Annotated in this window: 15 protein-coding genes; 14 read left to right on the forward strand and 1 reads right to left on the reverse strand. The window is 60.5% G+C overall.

Features of this window, described 5'->3' with window-relative positions; translation table 11 throughout:
* The first annotated feature begins 35 nt into the window (after positions 1–35).
* Complete coding sequence (locus ABIE13_RS18580) at positions 36–1,016, forward strand: Bug family tripartite tricarboxylate transporter substrate binding protein (protein WP_354446153.1); 981 nt, start codon at positions 36–38, stop codon at positions 1,014–1,016.
* On the forward strand, positions 1,013–1,738 hold the full coding sequence (locus tag ABIE13_RS18585) for a nitroreductase (protein ID WP_354446155.1): 726 nt from the start codon (positions 1,013–1,015) through the stop codon (positions 1,736–1,738). The genes ABIE13_RS18580 and ABIE13_RS18585 overlap by 4 nt, the downstream gene beginning before the upstream one ends.
* Positions 1,739–1,804: 66 nt before the next feature.
* Here ABIE13_RS18585 and ABIE13_RS18590 read toward each other — a convergent pair whose 3' ends face one another.
* Positions 1,805–4,003, reverse strand: a complete 2,199-nt coding sequence (locus ABIE13_RS18590; RefSeq protein WP_354446157.1) for a delta-60 repeat domain-containing protein — start codon at positions 4,001–4,003, stop codon at positions 1,805–1,807.
* A gap of 503 nt (positions 4,004–4,506) precedes the next feature.
* Here ABIE13_RS18590 and ABIE13_RS18595 point away from each other — a divergent pair.
* The 12 genes from ABIE13_RS18595 to ABIE13_RS18650 all read left to right on the forward strand — a co-directional run bounded on the left by ABIE13_RS18595 (position 4,507) and on the right by ABIE13_RS18650 (position 20,444).
* Positions 4,507–5,802 (forward strand): acyl-CoA dehydrogenase family protein, encoded by a 1,296-nt coding sequence (locus ABIE13_RS18595; protein WP_354446159.1) that lies wholly within the window; start codon positions 4,507–4,509, stop codon positions 5,800–5,802.
* 90 nt (positions 5,803–5,892) lie between these two features.
* A complete protein-coding gene (locus ABIE13_RS18600) occupies positions 5,893–7,518 on the forward strand; it encodes an ABC transporter substrate-binding protein (RefSeq protein WP_354446161.1) in 1,626 nt (541 codons plus the stop codon).
* A 45-nt stretch (positions 7,519–7,563) separates the two neighbouring features.
* The gene (locus ABIE13_RS18605; RefSeq protein WP_354446163.1) at positions 7,564–8,511 is read left to right on the forward strand and encodes an ABC transporter permease; all 948 of its coding nucleotides are present in this window, start codon (positions 7,564–7,566) and stop codon (positions 8,509–8,511) included.
* Positions 8,508–9,356 (forward strand): ABC transporter permease, encoded by an 849-nt coding sequence (locus ABIE13_RS18610; RefSeq protein WP_354446165.1) that lies wholly within the window; start codon positions 8,508–8,510, stop codon positions 9,354–9,356. The genes ABIE13_RS18605 and ABIE13_RS18610 overlap by 4 nt, the downstream gene beginning before the upstream one ends.
* On the forward strand, positions 9,353–11,047 hold the full coding sequence (locus ABIE13_RS18615; protein ID WP_354446167.1) for an ABC transporter ATP-binding protein: 1,695 nt from the start codon (positions 9,353–9,355) through the stop codon (positions 11,045–11,047). Before ABIE13_RS18610 ends, ABIE13_RS18615 begins: the two co-directional genes overlap by 4 nt.
* 55 nt (positions 11,048–11,102) lie before the next feature.
* On the forward strand, positions 11,103–12,281 hold the full coding sequence (locus ABIE13_RS18620) for an LLM class flavin-dependent oxidoreductase (RefSeq protein WP_354446169.1): 1,179 nt from the start codon (positions 11,103–11,105) through the stop codon (positions 12,279–12,281).
* 17 nt (positions 12,282–12,298) lie between these two features.
* Positions 12,299–13,891: an ABC transporter substrate-binding protein gene (locus ABIE13_RS18625; RefSeq protein ID WP_354446171.1), complete on the forward strand. Its 1,593-nt coding sequence runs from the start codon at positions 12,299–12,301 to the stop codon at positions 13,889–13,891.
* A 25-nt stretch (positions 13,892–13,916) separates the two neighbouring features.
* The gene (locus ABIE13_RS18630) at positions 13,917–14,894 is read left to right on the forward strand and encodes an ABC transporter permease (RefSeq protein WP_354446173.1); all 978 of its coding nucleotides are present in this window, start codon (positions 13,917–13,919) and stop codon (positions 14,892–14,894) included.
* Complete coding sequence (locus ABIE13_RS18635) at positions 14,891–15,733, forward strand: ABC transporter permease (protein WP_354446175.1); 843 nt, start codon at positions 14,891–14,893, stop codon at positions 15,731–15,733. Before ABIE13_RS18630 ends, ABIE13_RS18635 begins: the two co-directional genes overlap by 4 nt.
* Before the next feature lie 18 nt (positions 15,734–15,751).
* Positions 15,752–16,954 (forward strand): SfnB family sulfur acquisition oxidoreductase, encoded by a 1,203-nt coding sequence (locus tag ABIE13_RS18640; protein ID WP_354446177.1) that lies wholly within the window; start codon positions 15,752–15,754, stop codon positions 16,952–16,954.
* Between the two features lie 24 nt (positions 16,955–16,978).
* Positions 16,979–18,631 (forward strand): rhodanese-like domain-containing protein, encoded by a 1,653-nt coding sequence (locus ABIE13_RS18645; RefSeq protein WP_354446179.1) that lies wholly within the window; start codon positions 16,979–16,981, stop codon positions 18,629–18,631.
* A complete protein-coding gene (locus tag ABIE13_RS18650; protein ID WP_354446181.1) occupies positions 18,615–20,444 on the forward strand; it encodes an ABC transporter ATP-binding protein in 1,830 nt (609 codons plus the stop codon). Before ABIE13_RS18645 ends, ABIE13_RS18650 begins: the two co-directional genes overlap by 17 nt.
* Positions 20,445–20,545: the final 101 nt, after the last annotated feature.

Here is a 20,545-nt window from a genome sequence, read left to right on the forward strand (position 1 = left end):
CGAACCGCACACAACAAACAACCCAAGGAGACTGCATGCGTCAGACGATCGTTGCCTTCCACTTTCTGCTCGCCGCGCTGGCTGGCTTGCCGGCGCATGCACAAGCGCAGACGCAGACGCAAGAATGGCCAACCAAGCCGATCAAGCTGGTGGTGCCGGGGCCACCGGGCAACTCCTCGGACATCTACGCCCGCTACGTCGCAGGTCGCATGACCGCGCTGTTGGGGCAACCCACCACCGTAGAAAACCGTGCGGGCGGCAACGGCTTCATCGGCGCCACCGCCGTCACGCAGGCGCCAGCCGATGGCTACACGGTGTTCATCGCAGGCAGCTCACCGATGGCGCAGAACGTGGCGTTGTTCAAGTCCATGCCCTATGACCCGGTCAAGGACTTCCGCTGGATCTCAGGCATATTCGAAGGCAAGGCGGTGCTGGTCGTGCCGGCCAAGTCGCCCTACAACACCGTGCAGGAACTGGTGGCTGCCGGCAAGGCCAGCCCAGGCAGGTTGAACTACGGCAGTTACGCTGCCGCCTACCGTCTTTCCACCGAATGGTTCAACCAGGCCAATGGCATCCAGAGTACCTACGTGGCCTATAAGGGTGCGCCGCAGGTGACCACCGACCTGATAGGCGGCCAGATTGACTTCGCCATGGTCGACGTGGTCGCCGTCGCACCGCTGGTGCAAGGCGGGCAGCTGCGGGCGCTGGTGGTCACGGGCGACGAACGCCATCCGCAACTGCCGCGCGTACCCACACTGCAAGAGGCCGGGCTGCCTGCGTACGGCAAGTCCGCCTGGGTATCGATGGCCGTGCGCGCGGATACGGCGGCGCCTATCGCGGCCAAGTTGACCGCCACCATGATGAAAATCCTGGCCGAGCCAGAGATGAAGCGCTTTGCCGACCAGCAAGGTGCGCCCATACTGGCTTATGACGATAAGCAAATGACGCAGTTCCAGGTGAGCGAAATCGACAAGTACAAGAAGATTGCGGCCAGCGCAAGGATCCCCCTGGAATGACGGCAGTAGAGCGAAAACTCGATGCCGTGGACGCGGCGGACCGCATAGCGGCGGTGGACGGCGCGATAGAGGCGCGCCGTTCGGTACGTGCTTTCCTGCCGACCCCGGTGCCACGCACTACGGTAGAAGATATTCTGCGCGTTGCCAGGTGCGCACCATCGGGCACCAACATGCAGCCTTGGCAGGTCTATGTGCTGACGGGCAACGCCAAAGCTTCCCTATCACGCGCGCTGCGCGCGGTGCACGATGACCCTGAGGCGGTGCGAGAGCACAAGCACGAAAAGCCTTACTACCCCGAACCGTGGCCGGAACCCTGGTTGTCGCGCCGGCGAAAGCTGGGCTGGGAGCTTTATGGGCTTCTCGGCATTCAGCGCGAAGACCGCGACCGCATGCAGCACCAGCACGGACGCAACCTCGATTTCTTCGACGCGCCGGTCGGCATGGTCTTCACCATCAGTCGCCGGCTGGAGCTTGGATCCTGGCTGGACTACGGCGGCTTTTTGCAGAACATCGCCATCGCTGCCCAGGCGCGAGGCCTGGGGACGTGTATACAGGCGGCCTTCGCGCCACTGCACCGCGTAGTTCGCTCGCACCTGAACCTATCCGACGATGAGATGGTGGTATGTGGTCTGAGCCTCGGCCATCCGGACCCGGCACGGCCTGAAAACACGCTGCGCTCCCACCGTGAGCCGGTCTCGGTTTTCGCCGACTTTCGCGAGTAAGCCAAAAGAAAAGCCTCCCCAGTGCCACTCAGGCCCTGGGGAGGCTTCTTACATCGCTAACAAAGGTCAGGCGCGGCGGCGATAGCCCATGAACGCCAGCAATCCTGCCAGCATTGCCAAGGCCCATGTTCCAAGGGTTGGTACTGCTTTGGTCTGAGGCGCAGGCAGTGCAGTGACCGACACAGACTGAGTCACAGGCGTTGCCAGTGTGAAGTACTCATTCCCGAACTGATTGGCTTCAATCGTGCAGGTGCCCGTGGCCCAAACTTGCACAGCACTTCCCGTCACGGTGCACACGTTAGGCGTGAGACTTGTGTAAGTCACGGCTAAGCCAGAAGTAGCCGTGGCTGCAGGAGCCAAAGCAAAGGTGCTGCCAGTAACTACGGTTTGCGCGGCTTGAGCCGGAAAGCTGATGGTTTGCGCGCTTTGCACAGTCACGCTCTGTGTCACCTGAGGCGCCGCATTGAATGCCACGGCGCCCACCGTGCCTCCAGCTTGGTTAGCGGCGATCGTGCAGAGACCGCCCGCTACTGGCGTGACGGTTGTTCCCGACACGGTGCAGATGGAAGGCGTCAGACTGGAATAGGTCACTGGCAGGGTCGAGCTGGCAGTAGCAACGGGATCAATGCTGAATGTGCCGCCTGCTACATTGCGTGGCGTAGTTTGTGCTGGGAACGTGATGCTCTGATCTGGCGGCGCATCGATCTGCATGCTTTGTTGCACGGGAGTTGCTGCGCTAACTTGGTAGGTATTTCCACCAATAACCTGTGTTCCAGGCGCTGCATTGGCCTCAATCGTGCACAGTCCGGATATGGCTGGAGTGGCTAGCGTGACCACGCCTGTCGATGCATTCACAGTGCAGACCGACGTCGTCAAGCTGCTGTATGTGACTGGCAAATTGGCACTGCTGCTGGTGGGCGGTGCAGGCGTCCAAGTGACTGTGGCGCCGTTCATAGCTGAATACACGCCGGGATCAGGTTGAACAAAGCTGATGATCTGTTTTGTGGGGTCAAGCTCTTTCAAGCGCGCAATGCCGCTGCGCGCCATTCCAGCCACGCTGGTGAACTCGCCTCCAATGTAGACTGTGCCATCGCTGTTGGGCAGCACGGCCAACACCGGTAGATTGGTGCCGTTCGATGTGTCGAAATCGGCATCTACCGTGCCATCGGCGTTGAAGCGGGCTATGCCGCGTCGCACAACGTCGGTGCCGACGGGTGCATCCGTAGCAATATCGCGCTGACCCACTACAGTGAATCTGCCGCCAGCAAGGATCTTCTCCTGGCCGCCCACCGTCTGTAATGCTACGGCGTAGCCCCAATCATTAATGAATGGATTGAATGCGCTGTCCGGTGTGCCATTTGCGTTCAGCCGCACCACGCCACGATGCCACTCGTCCGCAAATTTGAGCGGCCCCCCGTTGACCACGATCTTGTTGTCCGACTGGATAACAATCTGGTACACGGGGAACAATCCTCCAGAAGAGCCGTTGGGTGCCAGAGGACTGTTTGCATTTGGCACAAACGTGGCGTCCAGCGTACCGTCAGCATTCAGGCGCGCCACCCCGCGGATGTCGGTGCCCTGTACCTGGGTAAAGGCCCCAGCGATCACAATCTTGCCATCCGCCTGCAGTTTTATGTCTTCAACTTGACTATTGGGCAGAGCAGTAAAGCCGCTATCCTGTGTGCCATCGGAGTTCAACCGTACGATATACGAGCGTGGAACACTATCAAACGAGGTGAAGTAGCCACCTACTAGTATCTTCCCGTCGGGCTGAACGGCGATGCTACGTACGGGATTGTTGACCTTCCAGAAAGGCACGTTATGAAACGTTGAATCCACTGTGCCGTCAGAATTCAAGCGCGCAATTCCGGAACTGGTCACGGGGGTAGTGCTGCCCGTTCCCGTGACATAGTTGAAACTGCCACCAATTAGAATCTTGCCATCGCTCTGGACGGCTACAGCTCGCACATATGTGTCAGTCTTGACCTTGAAGCTCGTGTCGAGCGTGTCATTGGTGTTGAACCGCGCTACCCCTTGGTAGTTGGCCTGTCCTTCTACTGTGGTGAAACTTCCGCCAATGATGACTCGGCCCGAGTTGTCCTTGACCATGGCCATGGTTTGAAAATTGGTACCGCCTGCAGAAGCGAAGGTGTCTGGAGCATAGACCGCGCCATGCGCCATGCCTAGTGAAAAAGCAAGGGCAGTTGCTACCAGAAACTTAGGGAGAGCTTTATGTGGTCGTTTGCGTGTCAGGGCAGCATGCATTGGGTTCCTCCAACTTACGTTAGTAAAAAATTCCAAACGATTATGGGTAGTTCCCACTTCCATAACTTTTGCTTTTTATCATTTAGTATTGCTTTTTTGCATTTGCATTGATTTTTTGGTTTATCACACAAAATAAATATTTTCGAGATGTACTGCCGCGTCTCGGGCGCGCTCGGATAACTTCGAGCAAAGAAATCCTCGCAAAAAACAAATGCGAACCTGGAGTCGGTTCAATAGCCCGGACAAGATGAGGCCACGGGAAAAGCCCTCTCCAAAAAGGTGTAACTGAGCCGCGCCCGTCCCGAGCTTCGTCAAATGGTTCAGCCGGACTGGTGAACGAAGCCCCCCGGTGAACCCCCTGCTTTGCCCATCAGCAAGTTTGCGCAACGCATAACCATATCTGGAGCGCTTCGTTGTCCAGAGCCCCGCTGGTTTGTAAATTCGTTACTGAAAACGCCCTTCGGGGTGCAGGCAATGAATGAATCGAACCACACGGGATCTACATGACGCTCACGACAGAAGCTGAGGTGCCTCAGAGCAGTTGGAACCAGACGCAGGGCAAAGCTGAGCCATCCACTCGCGCATCTGCAGCACGCCTCGAAACAACAGAATCCCAAGATCCCTGGACAGAGCTATTCGCTTCTATAGCCCGCAGTGCCGCGCAACGAGAAGACGATGGCCGTCTGCCGCATGCCGAAGTACGAGCGCTATTGGCGCGCGGCTTCGGAGCGTTGCACGTACCACGTGAGCTGGGCGGCGGGGGATTGAACTACCGCGAATTGTTTGCGCTGGTTGTTCGCCTGGGCGCGGCTGATGCCAATATTGCTCACATCTTTCGCAACCACTACGCCTTTGTCAACGGGCTATTGACCCTGGCCGATCGGGACCAGGCCGAACATTGGCTCAGGCGCGCCGCTCAAGGTGATCTGTTTGCCCAGGGCGTGACTGACGCAGTACGCCCCCTGAATGCCGATGGCAGCGTGGCCGACCTCAGCCGTTTCAGCACCACCTTGCGCGAAGATGAAAAGGGCCAGTTCCTGGACGGCCAGAAGCAATACGCGACCGGTAGCGTCTATGCAGACTGGATCGCCGTTCAAGCCACCAGTGAAGACGGTTCACAGGCTTTTTCAGTGCTGGTTTCCACAAAGGCCGAGGGCGTGAAGGTCATAGACGACTGGGCTGGCTTTGGTCAGCGGTTCACGGGAAGCGGCACCGTCATTCTTGAGCAGGCGCGCCTGCGCAGCAAGCTGCATCTTCTAAGGCGCGATCGCCTGCGCCCTGGTTCTGAATACAGCTCCAGCCTCCCGCAGCTGTTCTTGACGGCCGTCATCGCCGGCATTGTTCAGGCTTCCTTTGACGACGCCCTGCAGTTGGTAAAAACGCGCAAGCAGAACTTGTACTTTGCGCCATCACCCACACCGACTGAAGACCCCTTGCTCTTGCAAACGCTGGGGCAGCTGGCTGCCAACGCCTTCGCAGCGCGGTCGGTGATTCTGCACGCTGCAGAAGCACTTGATGCCGCGGCTGCACTTCCAGTGGTGGAGCGGTCGGCAGCCAACCAGGCTGCTGCGCTTGCGGCTGCACAAGCCAAGGTGGTGATTGATGCCTTGGGCACCAGTTCTGCCACGCTGCTGTTCGACATAGCCGGTGCCTCTGCGACCCACCGCGGCAAGCAACTCGATCGGCACTGGCGCAATGCCCGCACGATCGCCTCGCACAACCCGTCTTCGTACAAAAGCCTGGCAATTGGCGCCCATCTGGCCAGGGGTGAGCCCCTGCCCAAGCAGGGCTTCTTTTAAGCCGTTCTACGTTCTACGGCATCGCAACGCGGCGACCCGTTCAGGGGCGGGCGTGGCCCTTGCCTGTCTCTTTCACCTGGAATCTTCACAATGAAAAAAAGCAAATCTGCCCTATCTGCAAAGTCCGCACCATCTTTGGCCCTGGCCGGATTGATCGGCACGGTACTCGCCGTCAGCGCCCCCTTGTCTGCCTCGGCAGAAACGCCTCAGCGTGGTGGCACCTTGCGGGTGCTGGACTACCTGGCCTGGATCTGCCTGGCGCCTTCGGCAGGTGGTACCTACGCCAATTCAGTGATCTCCAACAGCATTCTTGAAAGGCTGATCTACCAAGACCCGAAGACGGCGCAACTGTCTGCCTGGTTGGCCGAATCCTGGAAGGTCAATGATGACGCCACTCGGTTTACCTTTGTGCTGCGCAAGGGCGTGACGTTCAGCGACGGCACTGCGTTGACGGCCAACGTGGTCAAGGCCAACCTGGACCAGATTGCGCTGGGCAGCACAGAGCAGGCCATTCCGCGCTGGACCATGGTGGCTGATTACGACCGCACCGAGGTCGATTCACCCACGCAGGTGACGGTGCACTTCAAGAAGCCCAATGTCAGCTTCCCGCAGCAGCTTTCCATGCCGCAGGCGGGGATCATTGCGGAAAGCTCGCTCAAGCTGCCTTACCAGGAACAATGCCAGGGCAAAAATCTGGTGACGACTGGCCCCTTTGTGTTCGCGTCTGAGCGCCCTGGCAAAGAGATTTCCTACAAGCGCCGTGACCAATACAACTGGGCTCCCCCCGTGCTGAAGCACTCGGGCCCGGCTTACCTGGACGGGTTTGTTCACACGATTGCCACGGAAGCGAGCGTGCGGGTGGGCACTTTGCTGGCTGGTCAAGCCGATGCGGCGCGCGGAATATTGCCGACGGACGAGCCTTTGGTCAAGCGCTCACCTCGTCACCACCTGGAAGTGATCTCATCCAACGTAGCCAATGTGCTCACGGTCAACTCCAGCACGCCGACGCTGCAGGATGTACAGGTGCGGCGTGCACTGAACCTGGCCACCAACCGGGCCGAGTTGAGGAAGGCACTGCTCTCGGATAGCTATGCATTGGCAACCTCGGTATTGGGCCGCAACAACCCTGGCTGGGCCGACCAATCGGCCCGCCTGGCGTATGACCCCAAGGCCGCCGCCGCCTTGCTTGAAGAAGCAGGTTGGAAGCTGGGCGCCGATGGCTACCGCTACAAGAACGGTGTGAAGCTGACGATTCCCACCTATATCTCCATGCACCACATTACTTCGCAAGGCGGCTTTGAGTTGCTGAGCGAGCAATGGAAGAAGGTAGGCATTGAGTTGCGTTTGCACAAGTCCGACACCGCGACCTATTCCAAGGTGCAGCGTGACGGCAAGCTGAACGCGTTCTTCCAGACCTCGCAGATTCGCTTTGATATTGACGCGCTGCGCTTCACCTGGGATAGCACGGTGGGCAACCAAGCCAACAAGGAGATCCCGGAGCTGAATGATCTGGTGCGCAAGCAAAACCAGACGGCCGATCTCAAAGTGCGTAAGCAGATTGCAGCGCAAGTGCAGAACTATGTGCTGGAAAACGGCTTGGCGATTCCTCTGTATGAAGACGCGCTGGTCTACGGCGCTGCCAACTACGTCAAGGGCATTGGCCACGAAGCGCAGGGACGCCCCTACTTCCTGACCACCTGGCTTGCGAAGAAGTAAACCCAACTTTTCTTGAGGGGCGCTGCGCCGCCCTGGCCCACCACTATGTTGCGATACCTCCTACGCCGCAGCGCACAAGCGTTGCTTGTGCTGTGGCTGGCCTACACAGCCAGCTACGTCTTGCTGTATCAGATTCCGTCGGACCCCATCAGCGTTCGCCTGGCCGACCCGGACAACCCGGTCAGCCCCGAGGATGCGGCCAGGATATTGACGTATTACGGACTCGACAGGCCGATGTGGGAACAGTACATCGGATCCCTGCAGCGACTATTTCAAGGTGACATTGGTTTTTCGCTGATCTCCGGAGAGCGCGTCAGCACCCTGGTGGCCAAGGCCATTCCCTCAACGCTGCAGTTGACAGGCCTGGGGTTGATGTTCGCCATTGCGCTGGCGCTGGTCATCGTCAGCATTGTCTCGCTGACCCGGTGGGAATCCCTGCGACGCGCGCTGGAATTGCTGCCCAGCCTGTTCGTTTCGGTGCCGATGTTCTGGTTGGGCCTGCTGGTCATTCAGGTGTTCTCTTTCAGGCTGGGCATGTTCGTGGCAGTCGACGACCAGGCGAGCTCATCACTGATTTTCGCCGCGCTGGCCATGGCACTGCCCGTCAGCGCCCCACTGGCTGCTGTGCTCATGTCCAGCGTGCAGGCCGTTTATCACGAGCCCTTTGTGGACGTGCTCAAGACCAAGGGCGTGGGGGCGACTCGAATCTACCTGCGCCACGTTCTGCGCAATTCGCTGATGCCTGCGCTGACGGTGCTGGGCATCACCACCGGTGAGCTGGTCGCTGGTGCTGTGGTCACCGAAACCATTTTCTCCCGGCCGGGCCTGGGCCACCTGACAGAGAGATCGGTCGCCAACCAGGACTTGCCGGTGATTCAAGCCGTGGTGTTGATTGCCGCGGCCGCCTTCGTGATTGCCAACTGGCTGGTCGATGTGGTTCATCCGCTGGTTGACCCACGCGTGCGCGCCACACCCAAGGAGTCCGTGACATGAATACCGCCGCTTTGTCCCGACCTGCGAGCTTCACCCGACTCAAGCTGGTACGTGTCAAACAACCTGGACTTGTCCTGGCCTTGATCGTCGTCGCCCTGGCGGTGCTTTGCGCTGTGGCACCCGGCGTACTGGCTCCGTATGGCCCGCTCGACGCCAACCCTGCCAACCGCTTGTTGGAACCCAGCCTGCAACATCTGTTCGGCACTGACAACCTGGGACGCGACGTCTTCAGTCGCACCATCCACGGGGCGGTCCTCTCCCTCAGCGGCGCAACCATCGCCGTTTCTCTAGGCTTGTCGGTGGGCGTCCTCATCGGCGTGCTGGCAGGCTACGGTGGTGGCTTGGTCGATACGGTCATCATGCGACTGATCGATGTGCTGCTGGCAGTACCGAATCTGCTTTTGAGCATGGCCATTGTCGTTACCTTCGGCTTTGGCACATGGAATGCCGCCTTGGCAGTGGGGGTGGCCTCCATAGCGGTTTTTGCGCGGCTCACACGCGCAGAAGTGCTGCGCGTGCGCGCCCTGCCCTATGTGGAAGCCGCTCGCGGATCAGGGGTGGGCCACGCAGGCATCGTGTTCCGTCATATCTTGCCCAATGCCATCACACCAGTGCTGGGGCTTGCAGCCTTGCAGTTCGGCACTGCCATTCTGGCCATCGCGACTTTGGGCTTCCTGGGTTTTGGCACACCTCCGCCTACACCTGAATGGGGATTACTGGTCGCCGAAGGCCGCGATTTCATGGCATTTGCCTGGTGGCTGACTACCTTGCCGGGGCTGGTGATCGTCGCAGTCGTGTTGTCGGCCAGCCGCATCGCCACTGAAATCCGCAGGAGGGTGCGATGAGCCTTCAACACGCTGTTCAGGTCATTGCCCCGGAAAGCCCGGCCAGCCTCTCTGACCTTGGGGACATCGTCCTGGCCGTCAGTGACCTCGCCGTGACCTACCGCGGTCAAGACCGCGACGTGCTGGCCGCTGCCAAGGTGAGCTTTCAATTGCGACGGGGCGAAACCACCGCCCTTCTCGGCGAATCGGGCTCGGGCAAAAGCACCATCGTAGGTGCTGTCGCGGGCACGCTCCCGGCATCTGCCCATACGGCAGGAACCGTGCTTTTCAGTGACGAGAATCTGCTGACCTTGCCCGAACATCGCTTCCGGCGCCTGCGTGGTACGGCGCTGGGTTATGTGCCGCAGAACCCAGGGCGCTCGCTCGACCCCTTGCAAGCCATAGGCCAGCAACTGGACGAAGTGCTGGTGGTCCATGGCCTGCGCGCTGCGCGCGAGGACCGCTGGGACCGCGTCCTGCACCTTCTGGAGCGCGTGGGCTTTCGTAACCCGGACACGGTAGCCCGTCACTATCCACATGAACTTTCGGGTGGCATGCAGCAGCGGGTGCTGATTGCCATCGCCCTGGCCTGGACGCCGCGCATTCTGATTGCTGACGAACCCACATCGGCGCTTGACGTCACGGTGCAAAAGGGCATTCTCGATCTGATTGACCAGCGGCGTGCCGAAGACCACATGGGTGTGCTGCTGGTCACACATGACATTGGCGTGGCCGCTGAGCGCTCCCAGCATGTGGTGGTGCTGCGGCACGGACGTATCGTTGAAGCCGGGCCCACGCAGCAAGTGTTTGGAGATCCCCAACACGAATACACCCGCCAACTTCTTAGCGACGTACTAGGCGCCGGCCCTAGTCAACGCAGACCGTTTGCCAGGCCCACGCTTGCGCCCGCCATCAGCCTTTCAGGTGTGAGCGTCCAGTACCTGGGGCGCGGCGGCGCTGCAGGTACCAAGGCGGTCAACGATGTGTCCTTCGACGTGGCACCAGGGTCCACGCTGGCCATCGTCGGGGAATCCGGTTCTGGAAAGACCACCACGGCCCGCGTGATCGCGAGGTTTCTTGCGCCCTCCGTCGGACAGGTGGTGGTTCGGAACACGGCCGGCACTGAACTGTCCAGCACGACGGATCGCGAGTACCGCCGCCATGTGCAGTTCGTCTACCAGAACCCCTATCTCTCGTTGAATCCGCAGCACAGGATTCAGACCGTGCTGACTGAACCCTTGCGCGCCATGGGCATTGGAACTCCGAACACGCATGCCGCACGGGTGGAAGAGCTTCTGGATCTGGTGGCCTTGCCCAAAGAAGTGCTCACGCGCAAATCACGCGAGCTGTCTGGCGGCCAGTTGCAACGTCTGGCCATCGCACGCGCGCTGGCGGCGCAGCCGGCCATTCTGGTGCTGGACGAGCCTGTGTCTGCGCTGGATGTGACGGTGCAGGCGCAGATTCTGCGTTTGCTTGAATCTTTGCAGGCCAGCCTGGGCCTGACCTATCTCTTCATCTCGCACGACCTTGCCGTCGTACGCCGTATTGCGGATGAAGTAGCGGTCATGCGAGACGGTGAGCTGGTCGAGCGCGGCCTGACCGAGCAAGTATTTGCCCAACCCAATCACCCCTACACACGGCAGCTGATTGCGGCTGCGCCCGGGCTGCGCCTGAACGTGGGGAGCGCCATTTCAGCCCCGCACCTCTCATGAACTTGAAACCCAAGATGACCTACGCCATGCACCACGCCTTTGCTGGAGCCTCTTTATGAACGCGCCGTTGCAGCGATCACCCGCCGACGACCCTAGCAGCCCGCTGGCTCGTGTGCTGCGGCAGCCCCTGATCCTGGGTCTGTTTCTTCCGGTGCAAGACGGTGGCTGGACGCCTTCCACGTTGCCCCGCACCACCACCTGGACCTTCGACTACAACGCCGCCCTGACCCAGCGCGCAGAAGCGCTTGGCTTTGACCTGGTGTTCGCGCTGGCGCAATGGGCCAGCGCGGGCGGCTACGGGGGCGACATCCGTTACCGCGAGATATCGCTGGATTCATTCATGGCTACGGCCGCCCTGTCAGCGTGCACCAAGCGCATTTTGCTGATCTCGACACTGCACGTGCTCTACGGTCCCTGGCATCCGGTTCATCTAGCCAAGTTTGGCGCCACGCTGGACCACATTTCCAAGGGACGCTGGGGCATCAATGTGGTGACCGGGTATGCGGAGCGCGAGCCTCTGATGTTTGGCATGAAGAAAATCGAGCATGACAAGCGCTATGAAATGGCCGATGTCTTTGTGCAAAGGCTCAAACAGCTCTGGTCACTGCCTGAGAACCTGACCGTGGACGGCCCGTACTGGGCCATGGAAGATGCCTTCGTATCGCCCAAGCCGGTGCATGGACGGCCTGTTCTGGTCAATGCGGCGGGTTCGCAGCCGGGCATTCAGTTTGCCGCGCAACATTCGGACCTGATCTTTATCACAAGCCCTACGGGCAATCAGATGGAAGATGCGCTGGCCAGCCTGCCAGAGCACATCGCCAACATCCGCGCCACGGCAGCCGCTGCAGGCCGCTCGTTGCGCACCATGATCAACCCGATGGTGATCTGCCGCGACACCGAAGCGGAAGCCATCGCTTACCGCGACGCCATTGAAGCGGCCGCCGATGTGGTGGCCGTGGAGAACTTTGCCGAGCACGGACGCCGCGGCGACGCCCAGGCCTGGAGCAAGCAGCGTCGTCAGCACCGCGCCATCGGCGGCAATCTGCATCTGGTGGGCAGCCCGGAGCAGATCGTCGACAAGCTGATCAAGCTCAAGGCCGCAGGCATTGACGGCGTGCAGCTGACCTTCTACGACTTCGCACCCGACCTGGAGTACTTCGGCCAGAAAGTCCTCCCTCTGCTCTATGAAGCGGGCCTGCGCATTCCAGACACCCCCACAGATTCCAAGCCATGACACAAGGAAACCCATTCATGACCTCAGACCGCCGCGCCTTCCTATTGACCTCCATGGCCACCACGCTGGCCGGGGCGTTTCCACTGGAGGCCCTTGCCCAGGAAAAACCGCGCGAGGGTGGCACGTTCGTGGTCAACCTCGAACCCGAGCCCTCCGGCTTCCTGTTCAACTCGAACACGGCCGGCGTGCTGGCCGGGCAGGTCGTCGAAGGCCTGGTAGCCTATGACAAGGACTACAAGCCAGTGCCGGCCCTGGCCGAACGCTGGGAGGCCTCTCCAGATGGACAGACCATTACCTTCCACTTGCGCCGTGGAGTGAAGTGGCATGACGGCAAGCCCTTTACATCAGCCGACGTGCAATACACGGTGCTGGAGGTCGTCAAGAAAGTGAACCCGCGCGCGGGCACCGCCTACAAAGCGGTGCAGTCCGTTGAAACGCCCGATGCCTATACCGCGGTCTTCAAGCTCTCGGAGCCCTCACCTGCCATCTGGTCGGTACTGTCTTCCGCAGAGGCCGCTATCTTGCCCCGTCATTTGTACGAGGGCAAACCGCCGCTGACCAATGAGTGGAACAACAAGCTCATTGGCACAGGCCCCTTCGTGTTCAAGGAATGGAAGCGCGGCGACTTCATTCTGCTGGAGCGCAACCCTGATTACTGGGGTGGCCGCCCTCACCTGAGCCGCGTGCGCTTCAAGACCATCACCGACCCTGGCTCACGCGCGGCCGCGCTCGAAGCCGGTGAAGTCCACTACTCGCCCTTCAGCTCAGTGGCGCCTTCCGAAGTGGATCGGCTGAAAAAAACCCGCGGGCTGCGCATAGAAACCGGTGGCTACGGAATCTTCGTTCCTCAGTTTTTCTTTGATTTCAATTTGGACCGGCCACAGTTCCGAGACAAGCGCCTGCGCGCCGCCTTCGCTCATGCGATTGACCGCCAGGCCTTGGCGAACAAGGTTTGGTTTGGATTGGCCAAGATCGCGACAGGCCCCATTCCTAGCGCCCAGGCCGCCAACTACACCGCCGACACCACCCAATACCCGTTCGATCTGAAAAAGGCCGAACAACTATTGGATGAAGCCGGGCTGCCGCGCAAGGCCGACGGGGTGCGACTGCGCATTACGCACCACACGATGCCTTATGGCGACGTCTTCAAGCGCGTGGGCGAATTCCTCAAGGAGTCGCTCAAGCAAGTGGGCATTGAAGTGGAGCTGGTGAATCTGGATCTCGGCCAGTTCCACCGGACCATCTTCGGAGATCGCAACTTCGACACGTTCAGCACTTACTACGCCGCCGGAGCCGATCCCCAGTTCGGTGTACTGAGGCGCTACTGGACCAAGACCATTTCCAAAGGTGTGCCGTGGTCCAACGGAACGGGTTACTCCAACCCCCAGCTGGACAAAATCATCGAAGCCAGCTTCACTGAGAACGACGCCGCCAAGCGGCGGGACCTGCTGGTGCAATTTCAGAAGATTGCGCAGAACGATCTGCCTTCCATCAATTTGCTGGAACTTCAGCACTTCAGTGTCGTGTCTTCGCGCGTACGCGGCTTGAGCACCTTCCCGGACGGCTATGCCAAGTCCTTCAAGGACATCTGGCTACAAGCCAGGGCTTAGTGTGAACACGCCCTAGCCCACCACCATGCTGCGCTATTTCGCCTATTTCATCCACCGGTTGGTCCAGGTCATTCCGATTGCCCTGTTGATCATTCTTGCCAACTTCTTTCTGCTGAAGATGGCGCCCGGGGACATCACCGATGTGATGGCCGGGGAGATGGGCGCAGCCACGCCCGAGCTGATGGCCATGCTGCGCCAACAGTTCGGAACAGACCAGTCCGTGCCGCTGCAACTGATGCACTACTACGGCAAATTGCTCAGCTTCGACCTGGGCTTTTCCTTTCGCAACGGCATGAGCGTGGCGGTGCTCATTGCCGAGCGCCTGCCGGCCACCGTTCTTCTGGCCAGCGCCAGCCTGCTGCTAGCCTGCGTGACAGGAGTTGGCCTGGGCTGGCTCTCGGCCAATACACGGCGGCCCTGGATCAAGAACGGCATCTCCATCCTCACGACGGTGGGGTTTGCCACGCCCTTGTTCTGGATCGGCCTGATGCTGATCGTGCTGTTCTCCATTCACCTCCAATGGCTGCCCACGGGGGGCGTCGAGGATATCGATAGCGAATACGAAGGCATCGCCCGTTTGCTGGACATCGCCCGCCACATGATCATGCCGGTGCTGAGCCTGAGCTTTTTCTATCTGGCCATCTACGCACGGATCACGCGCACGGCCATCAAGGATGTAGAACGCCTGGACTTCGTACGCACAGCGCATGCCAAGGGCTTGAGCAACGTGCGGGTGTCCGTCGTTCACGTGCTGCGCAATGCCTTGCTGCCCATCGTCACAGTCACCGGTATGCAGATCGGCTCCATCCTGAGCGGATCGGTGGTGATCGAGACGGTCTTTGCCTGGCCGGGTCTGGGGCGGCTTGCCTTTGATGCCGTATCGCAGCGCGATCTGAATCTGTTGCTGGGCATTCTCTTTTGCAGTTCGCTGGTGGTCATGCTGACCAACATCGCCACCGACCTGATCTACGCCGCCCTGGACCCGAGGATAGAACTTAAATGAGCAGCACCTCTGCGACAACCTGGCGCCGCTTCGCCCAGCACCCGGCCGCAGTGGCTGCGCTGGCCCTGCTCGCACTGACTGCCTTGTGGGCCGCGGCCGCGCCCTGGGTTTTCGAACAAGACGCTTTCGCGATGGTGGGTCAGCCCTTTCTGTGGCCCGGAGAAGATCCCCGATTTCCCTTGGGAACCGACAGCTTTGGGCGGGACATTCTGGTGGGGCTGGTCTACGGCGCACGCGTATCGCTGCTCGTGGGGCTGGCTGCGGCTGGCCTGTCGTCCGCACTGGGGATTGCCATCGGCCTGGCGGCAGGCTACTTCGGGGGCTGGGTGGACCATGCGCTGATGCGCGTGACCGAACTCTTTCAGACCATGCCCTCCATGATCTTCGTCATCACCATCGTGGCGATCTTCAAGCCCACGATCTTGACCATTGTGCTGGCCATCGGCCTGACCAGTTGGCCGCAGACGGCACGCCTGATACGGGCTGAGACCTTGCGAGTGCGCGCCAGCGAATACATCGCCGCCGCCTTTGCCCTGGGCCTGAGCGCTCCGCACATCGTTCGTCTGCACATCCTGCGCAACGTCATCTCACCCGCCATCGTGACGGCGACCATCCTCGCGGGTACGGCCATCCTGACGGAAGCAGGCCTGGCCTTTCTAGGCCTGGGCGACCCCAACGTCATGTCCTGGGGCAGCATGGTGGGCGCAGGCAGGCAAGTGCTGCGCACGGCCTGGTACATCACCGCCATACCCGGATGCGCCATTGTGCTGACTGTTGCTGCCATCACGGCCATTGGCAACGGCGTGAGCCTTTTGCTCAACCCCAATACCGACATTTGAAAATCATGGAGACCGTACATGCCCCAGCCTGAGGCTGCCATCCAACCCGCAGAGCGACTAGAGAATGAAGCTGCGGTGATAGAAACCGTAGAACGGCTGGCGGAGAGGTTTCGCTCAGGCGCGGTAGAGCGCGACCGCGAACGGTGCCTGCCCCATCAGGAAATCGCCGAACTCAAGCAGGCGGGTGTGTTTGCGATTACGGTGCCGCGTCAGTACGGCGGACTGGGTGCGTCAGCGCGCACGGTGGGAGAAGTTTTCCGCATCCTGTCCAAGGCGGACCCCAGCATTGGGCAGATCCCGCAGAATCACTTTTGCTTTCTTCCCACGTTCTCCTTCGGCACGCCAGAGCAGGCCGATTTTTTCTACCAGCGCATCCTGGCCGGTGACAGCATCGGCAATGCGCATTCTGAGAACTCACGCAAGCGGGCGGGCACCTATGAGCATGACCTGCGCAAGGTGGACGGCGGCTGGACGGTCACCGGCAAAAAGTTCTATTCCACGGGGGCTGCTTTCGCCCAGTGGATTCCCTTCATTGGCTACGATGATCAGAACCGGCAGTTGATGTTCTTCGTTGACGCCAAGGCCCCTGGCGTGAAGCTGGTGAACGACTGGAGCGGCATGGGCCAGCGCACGACCGCCAGCGGCACGACGCTTTTTGAAAATGTCTTCATCCCGGACTTTCACGTCTTTCCCTACTACCTCGCGGGGGATGCGACGCGTCCAACCCGGCTGCTGGCGGCTCTGATCCATTCGGCCATTGATCTAGGCATTGCAGAAGAAGCCCTGGATGACCTGCGCCACTACATCCTGAACCAGAACCGCCCCTGGATAGACAACCCGCATGAGCACCATGCACAGGAACCCTTCATCATCCAGGCCTTTGGCGATGTGAGCCATGACGTCCGTACGGCCGCCCGCCTCCTGCAAGGCGCCGCCGACGACATCGACCGCGCCTGGGCCGACGGCAGCAAGGATGCCGCCTTGCACGCGGGCCTGGCCACTGCCGACGCGCGTATCGCTTGCGGCAATGCAGCGCTCAAGGTGTCCGACCAATTGTTCGCCTTGACCGGGGCCCGCTCTACCTTGGCGGAGTACGACCTGGACCGCCATTGGCGCAATGCACGTACCCATACCCTGCACGACCCTCTGCGATGGAAGCTCTTCCATCTTGGCAACTATTACCTCAACGGTGTCGAGCCCGGCCCTCGGTCTCTCATCTGATCTTCATCACGAAAAGGACAAGCCATGAGCGCTCTCATTTCCGAAGTGTTTGACACTTTCACCCCAACCAGCCCGGTCAAAACGATTTCTGCACGGCAATTGGCTCAGCGCTTGCAGGAACCGCGGGAAATCGCGGTCATTGACGTGCGCGAACTGGCGCGCCACGTAGATGACGGCCATGTGCTGCAATCCATTCCCCTGCCGCTCAGCCAGCTGGAGGTCCAGGTCGATGCGCTGATTCCGCGTCGCGACACACCCGTCGTCGTCTATGACGCCGGTGCGGACGGCCTTGCAGAGCGCGGGGCGCAACGACTCATAGAGGTGGGGTACCGCGATGTCGCCCTGCTCGAACATGGCGTGCAAGGCTGGCGTGACGCCGGCTTCGAGGTCTACACCGGCTGGCATGTGCTTTCCAAAGCGTTTGGTGAATTCGTCGAACATGCCTATGGCACCCCCCACATACCACCGGAGGAATTGAAGTCTCTGCTGGACAGCAACGCAGACCTGGTCGTACTGGATGGCCGCAATGTAGATGAGTTCTACAACTTCAGCATTCCGGGCGCTCACGCAGTCCCCAACGCCGAACTGCCTTACCGTGTGCATGACCTCGTACCGTCCAAAGACACGCTGGTCGTGGTCAACTGCGCAGGGCGCACCCGTTCCATCATTGGCGCACAAGCCCTCATCAACACCGGCCTGCCCAACCGCGTCGTGGCCCTGGAGAACGGCGCAATGGCCTGGCTGCATGCGGGCTACCCCTTGAACACCAAGCACCACAACACGGCGCCACCTCCGTCGAAAGCGGGTTTGCAGAAAGCCCTGCGTTCAATAGCGCCCTTGCGCGAACGCTTCGGCATCCAGAATCTCGACCGAAGCGAACTTGACGCCCTTCGTGCGGACACCTCACGCACCTTGTACTTGTTTGACGTGCGTACGCGCGAGGAATATCAGGATGGCCATCTGCCGCTGTCCGTCTGGGCTGAAGGCGGGCAACTGGTGCAAGCCACCGACCAATGGATTGCCACCCATCATGCCCGTGTGGTGCTGGTCGACGACCAGAATGGGGTACGTTCAGCCATCACCGCTTCCTGGTTGATCCAGCTCGGCTGGAAAGAGGTCTACACCTACGGTCTGGACCCTGCGACAGATGCGCTGGAGATCGGCGCCTCACGCCGGGCAACTGTGGGCTTGCCCCAAGCGCCAGCGTCCATCACCGCGGGTGAACTCAAACAAGGGCTCGACGCCAACGAGATTTCACTTTTCGATTTCTCAGGTAGCCAGGCCTACCGCGCCGGCCACATTCCCGGTGCGCAGTTCGCCTTGCGCTCGCGCATTGACCAGCGCCTTCTGGATGCAGCAGCAGGCCGGGACATTCTGGTCGTAGCCGCCGACCCCGCACTGGCGCGCCTGGCGGCGGCCGACATCGCGCGCATCGCTGGTGAGAACAAGGTACGCGTATTCGCTGGAGCCCATCAGGCGTGGAAGGACAGCGGCCAAACCTTGCAAACCGACCAAGCCCTATGGCATGACCCTGCCGACGACGTATGGCTGTCACCCTATTTCCGCGAGGACCGCTTCGGTGCGTTCAAGACCTACATCGACTGGGAAGTGGGTTTGATCGAACAGCTCCAACGTGACACCACCATCTCCTTCAAAGACTATGGACCGCATTCCTGAGCCCCTACTCTCAGTCGCAGACTTGCGCGTGTCCTTCCGTGTGCAGGACGCATGGCGAGAAGTGGTCCATGGCGTTTCGTTCCATCTCGAGGCTGGGGAAACCCTGGCCATTGTGGGCGAATCCGGGTCGGGCAAAAGCGTCACGGCCCTCGCGATCATGCGGCTTTTGTCTTCAGACCAGTCTCGCACCGAGGGCCGCGTTGCCTTAGGCAGTCAAGAGCTGACATCGCTATCCGAGCGCTCCATGCAGGCCATCCGCGGCAACCGGATATCCATGGTTTTCCAGGAACCCATGACCAGCCTGAATCCTGTCCTGAGTGTGGGCTATCAGATCGCTGAAGCGCTGCGCCAACATCGGGGGCTGACAGGACGCGCCGCACTGGAAGAGGCAGTGCGTCTGCTGGACCGGGTCCATGTGCCCAGCGCGCGCGGCCGCATCAAGGACTATCCACAGCAGTTCTCCGGGGGTATGCGTCAGCGGGTGATGATCGCCATGGCGCTGGCCTGCCAACCCGACGTGCTGATCGCCGACGAACCGACCACGGCATTGGACGTGACCATACAAGCCCAGATTCTGGAATTGATCAAGGAACTGCAAGCCGACACGGGTATGGCTGCCTTGTTTATCACGCACGACATGGGTGTGGTGGCGGAGATCGCTGACCGCACACTGGTCATGTATCAGGGCCATGCCGTGGAAGCTGGGTCCACTGAGCACATCTTCAAGGCACCGCAGCACGCCTATACCCGAGCCTTGCTGGCTGCCGTACCGCGCCTGGGTGACTTGAAGGGTAAGCCTCAGCCTGAACCCTTCAACCTGGTGGACACTGCTACCGGGCAGACGCAGACACCCACCTTCGAGGCCAGCTTGCCTCGAAACGACGTGCCGCCTGTGTTGGCAGTGCGTGGGTTAACAACGCGATTTGACGTGCGTGACGGCCTGTTTGGCAGGATCTCTGCGCGCGTACATGCCGTGGAAAATGTCTCCTTTACCATTCAGCCCGGTGAGACGCTGGCGCTGGTGGGTGAATCCGGCTCCGGCAAATCGACCATAGGCCGCTCCATCATCGGCCTGGTGCCTCCGACCAGTGGTTCGATCGAGCTGGAGGGGCAAGACATCTCGCGCCAACCGCGAACCGCATTGGCGGCCTTGCGCAGGCGCATGCAAATTCTTTTTCAAGACCCTTACGCCAGCCTGGACCCGCGCCAGACCATAGGGCAAGCCATCGCCGAACCATTGCTGTTCCATGGGCTGTCGGACCGCTCGTCCGTGGCTGATCAAGTAGCCGGCGCGTTGCGCAAAGTCAGCCTGGACCCGGACATGGCCAGCCGCTACCCGCACGAGTTTTCGGGCGGGCAACGCCAGCGAGTCTGCCTGGCACGCATTCTGGGACTGCAACCCAGCCTGATCATTGCCGACGAATCCGTGTCTGCACTGGATGTGTCGGTCAAGGCGCGCATCATCAATCTGATGCTGCAGCTGCAGGCAGAGCTTGGCCTCGCGTATCTTTTCATTTCGCACGATCTGGCGACGGTAGAGCGCATCAGCCACCGCATTGCAGTGATGTATCTAGGCGAGATCGTCGAGATCGGCCTGCGCGACGCCGTGCTGAACAACCCTCAGCACCCCTATACGCGGCAGCTGCTCTCCGCCGTACCGGTGCCCGACCCAGCCTATAGACGACACCGTGCGACCGCCATTGATCGCGTGGGGATGGATCTGCGCACACAGCGGCATCCGCTCAGCTATGTCACGCCGGACAGGACTTACCGTAACGTAGCGCCCGATCACATGGTGCTCGCTCCGGCCTGAAGAGCCGGACTCGCCCGGCTGATCGGCCTGGTCGGCCTGGTTGCATGTCCCCGCACAGATTAGCGCATCGGAGTCTCCCATGCGCTGATCAGTGGATATCT

The organism is Ottowia thiooxydans, from assembly GCF_040548795.1.
Classification (GTDB): domain Bacteria; phylum Pseudomonadota; class Gammaproteobacteria; order Burkholderiales; family Burkholderiaceae_C; genus Ottowia; species Ottowia thiooxydans_A.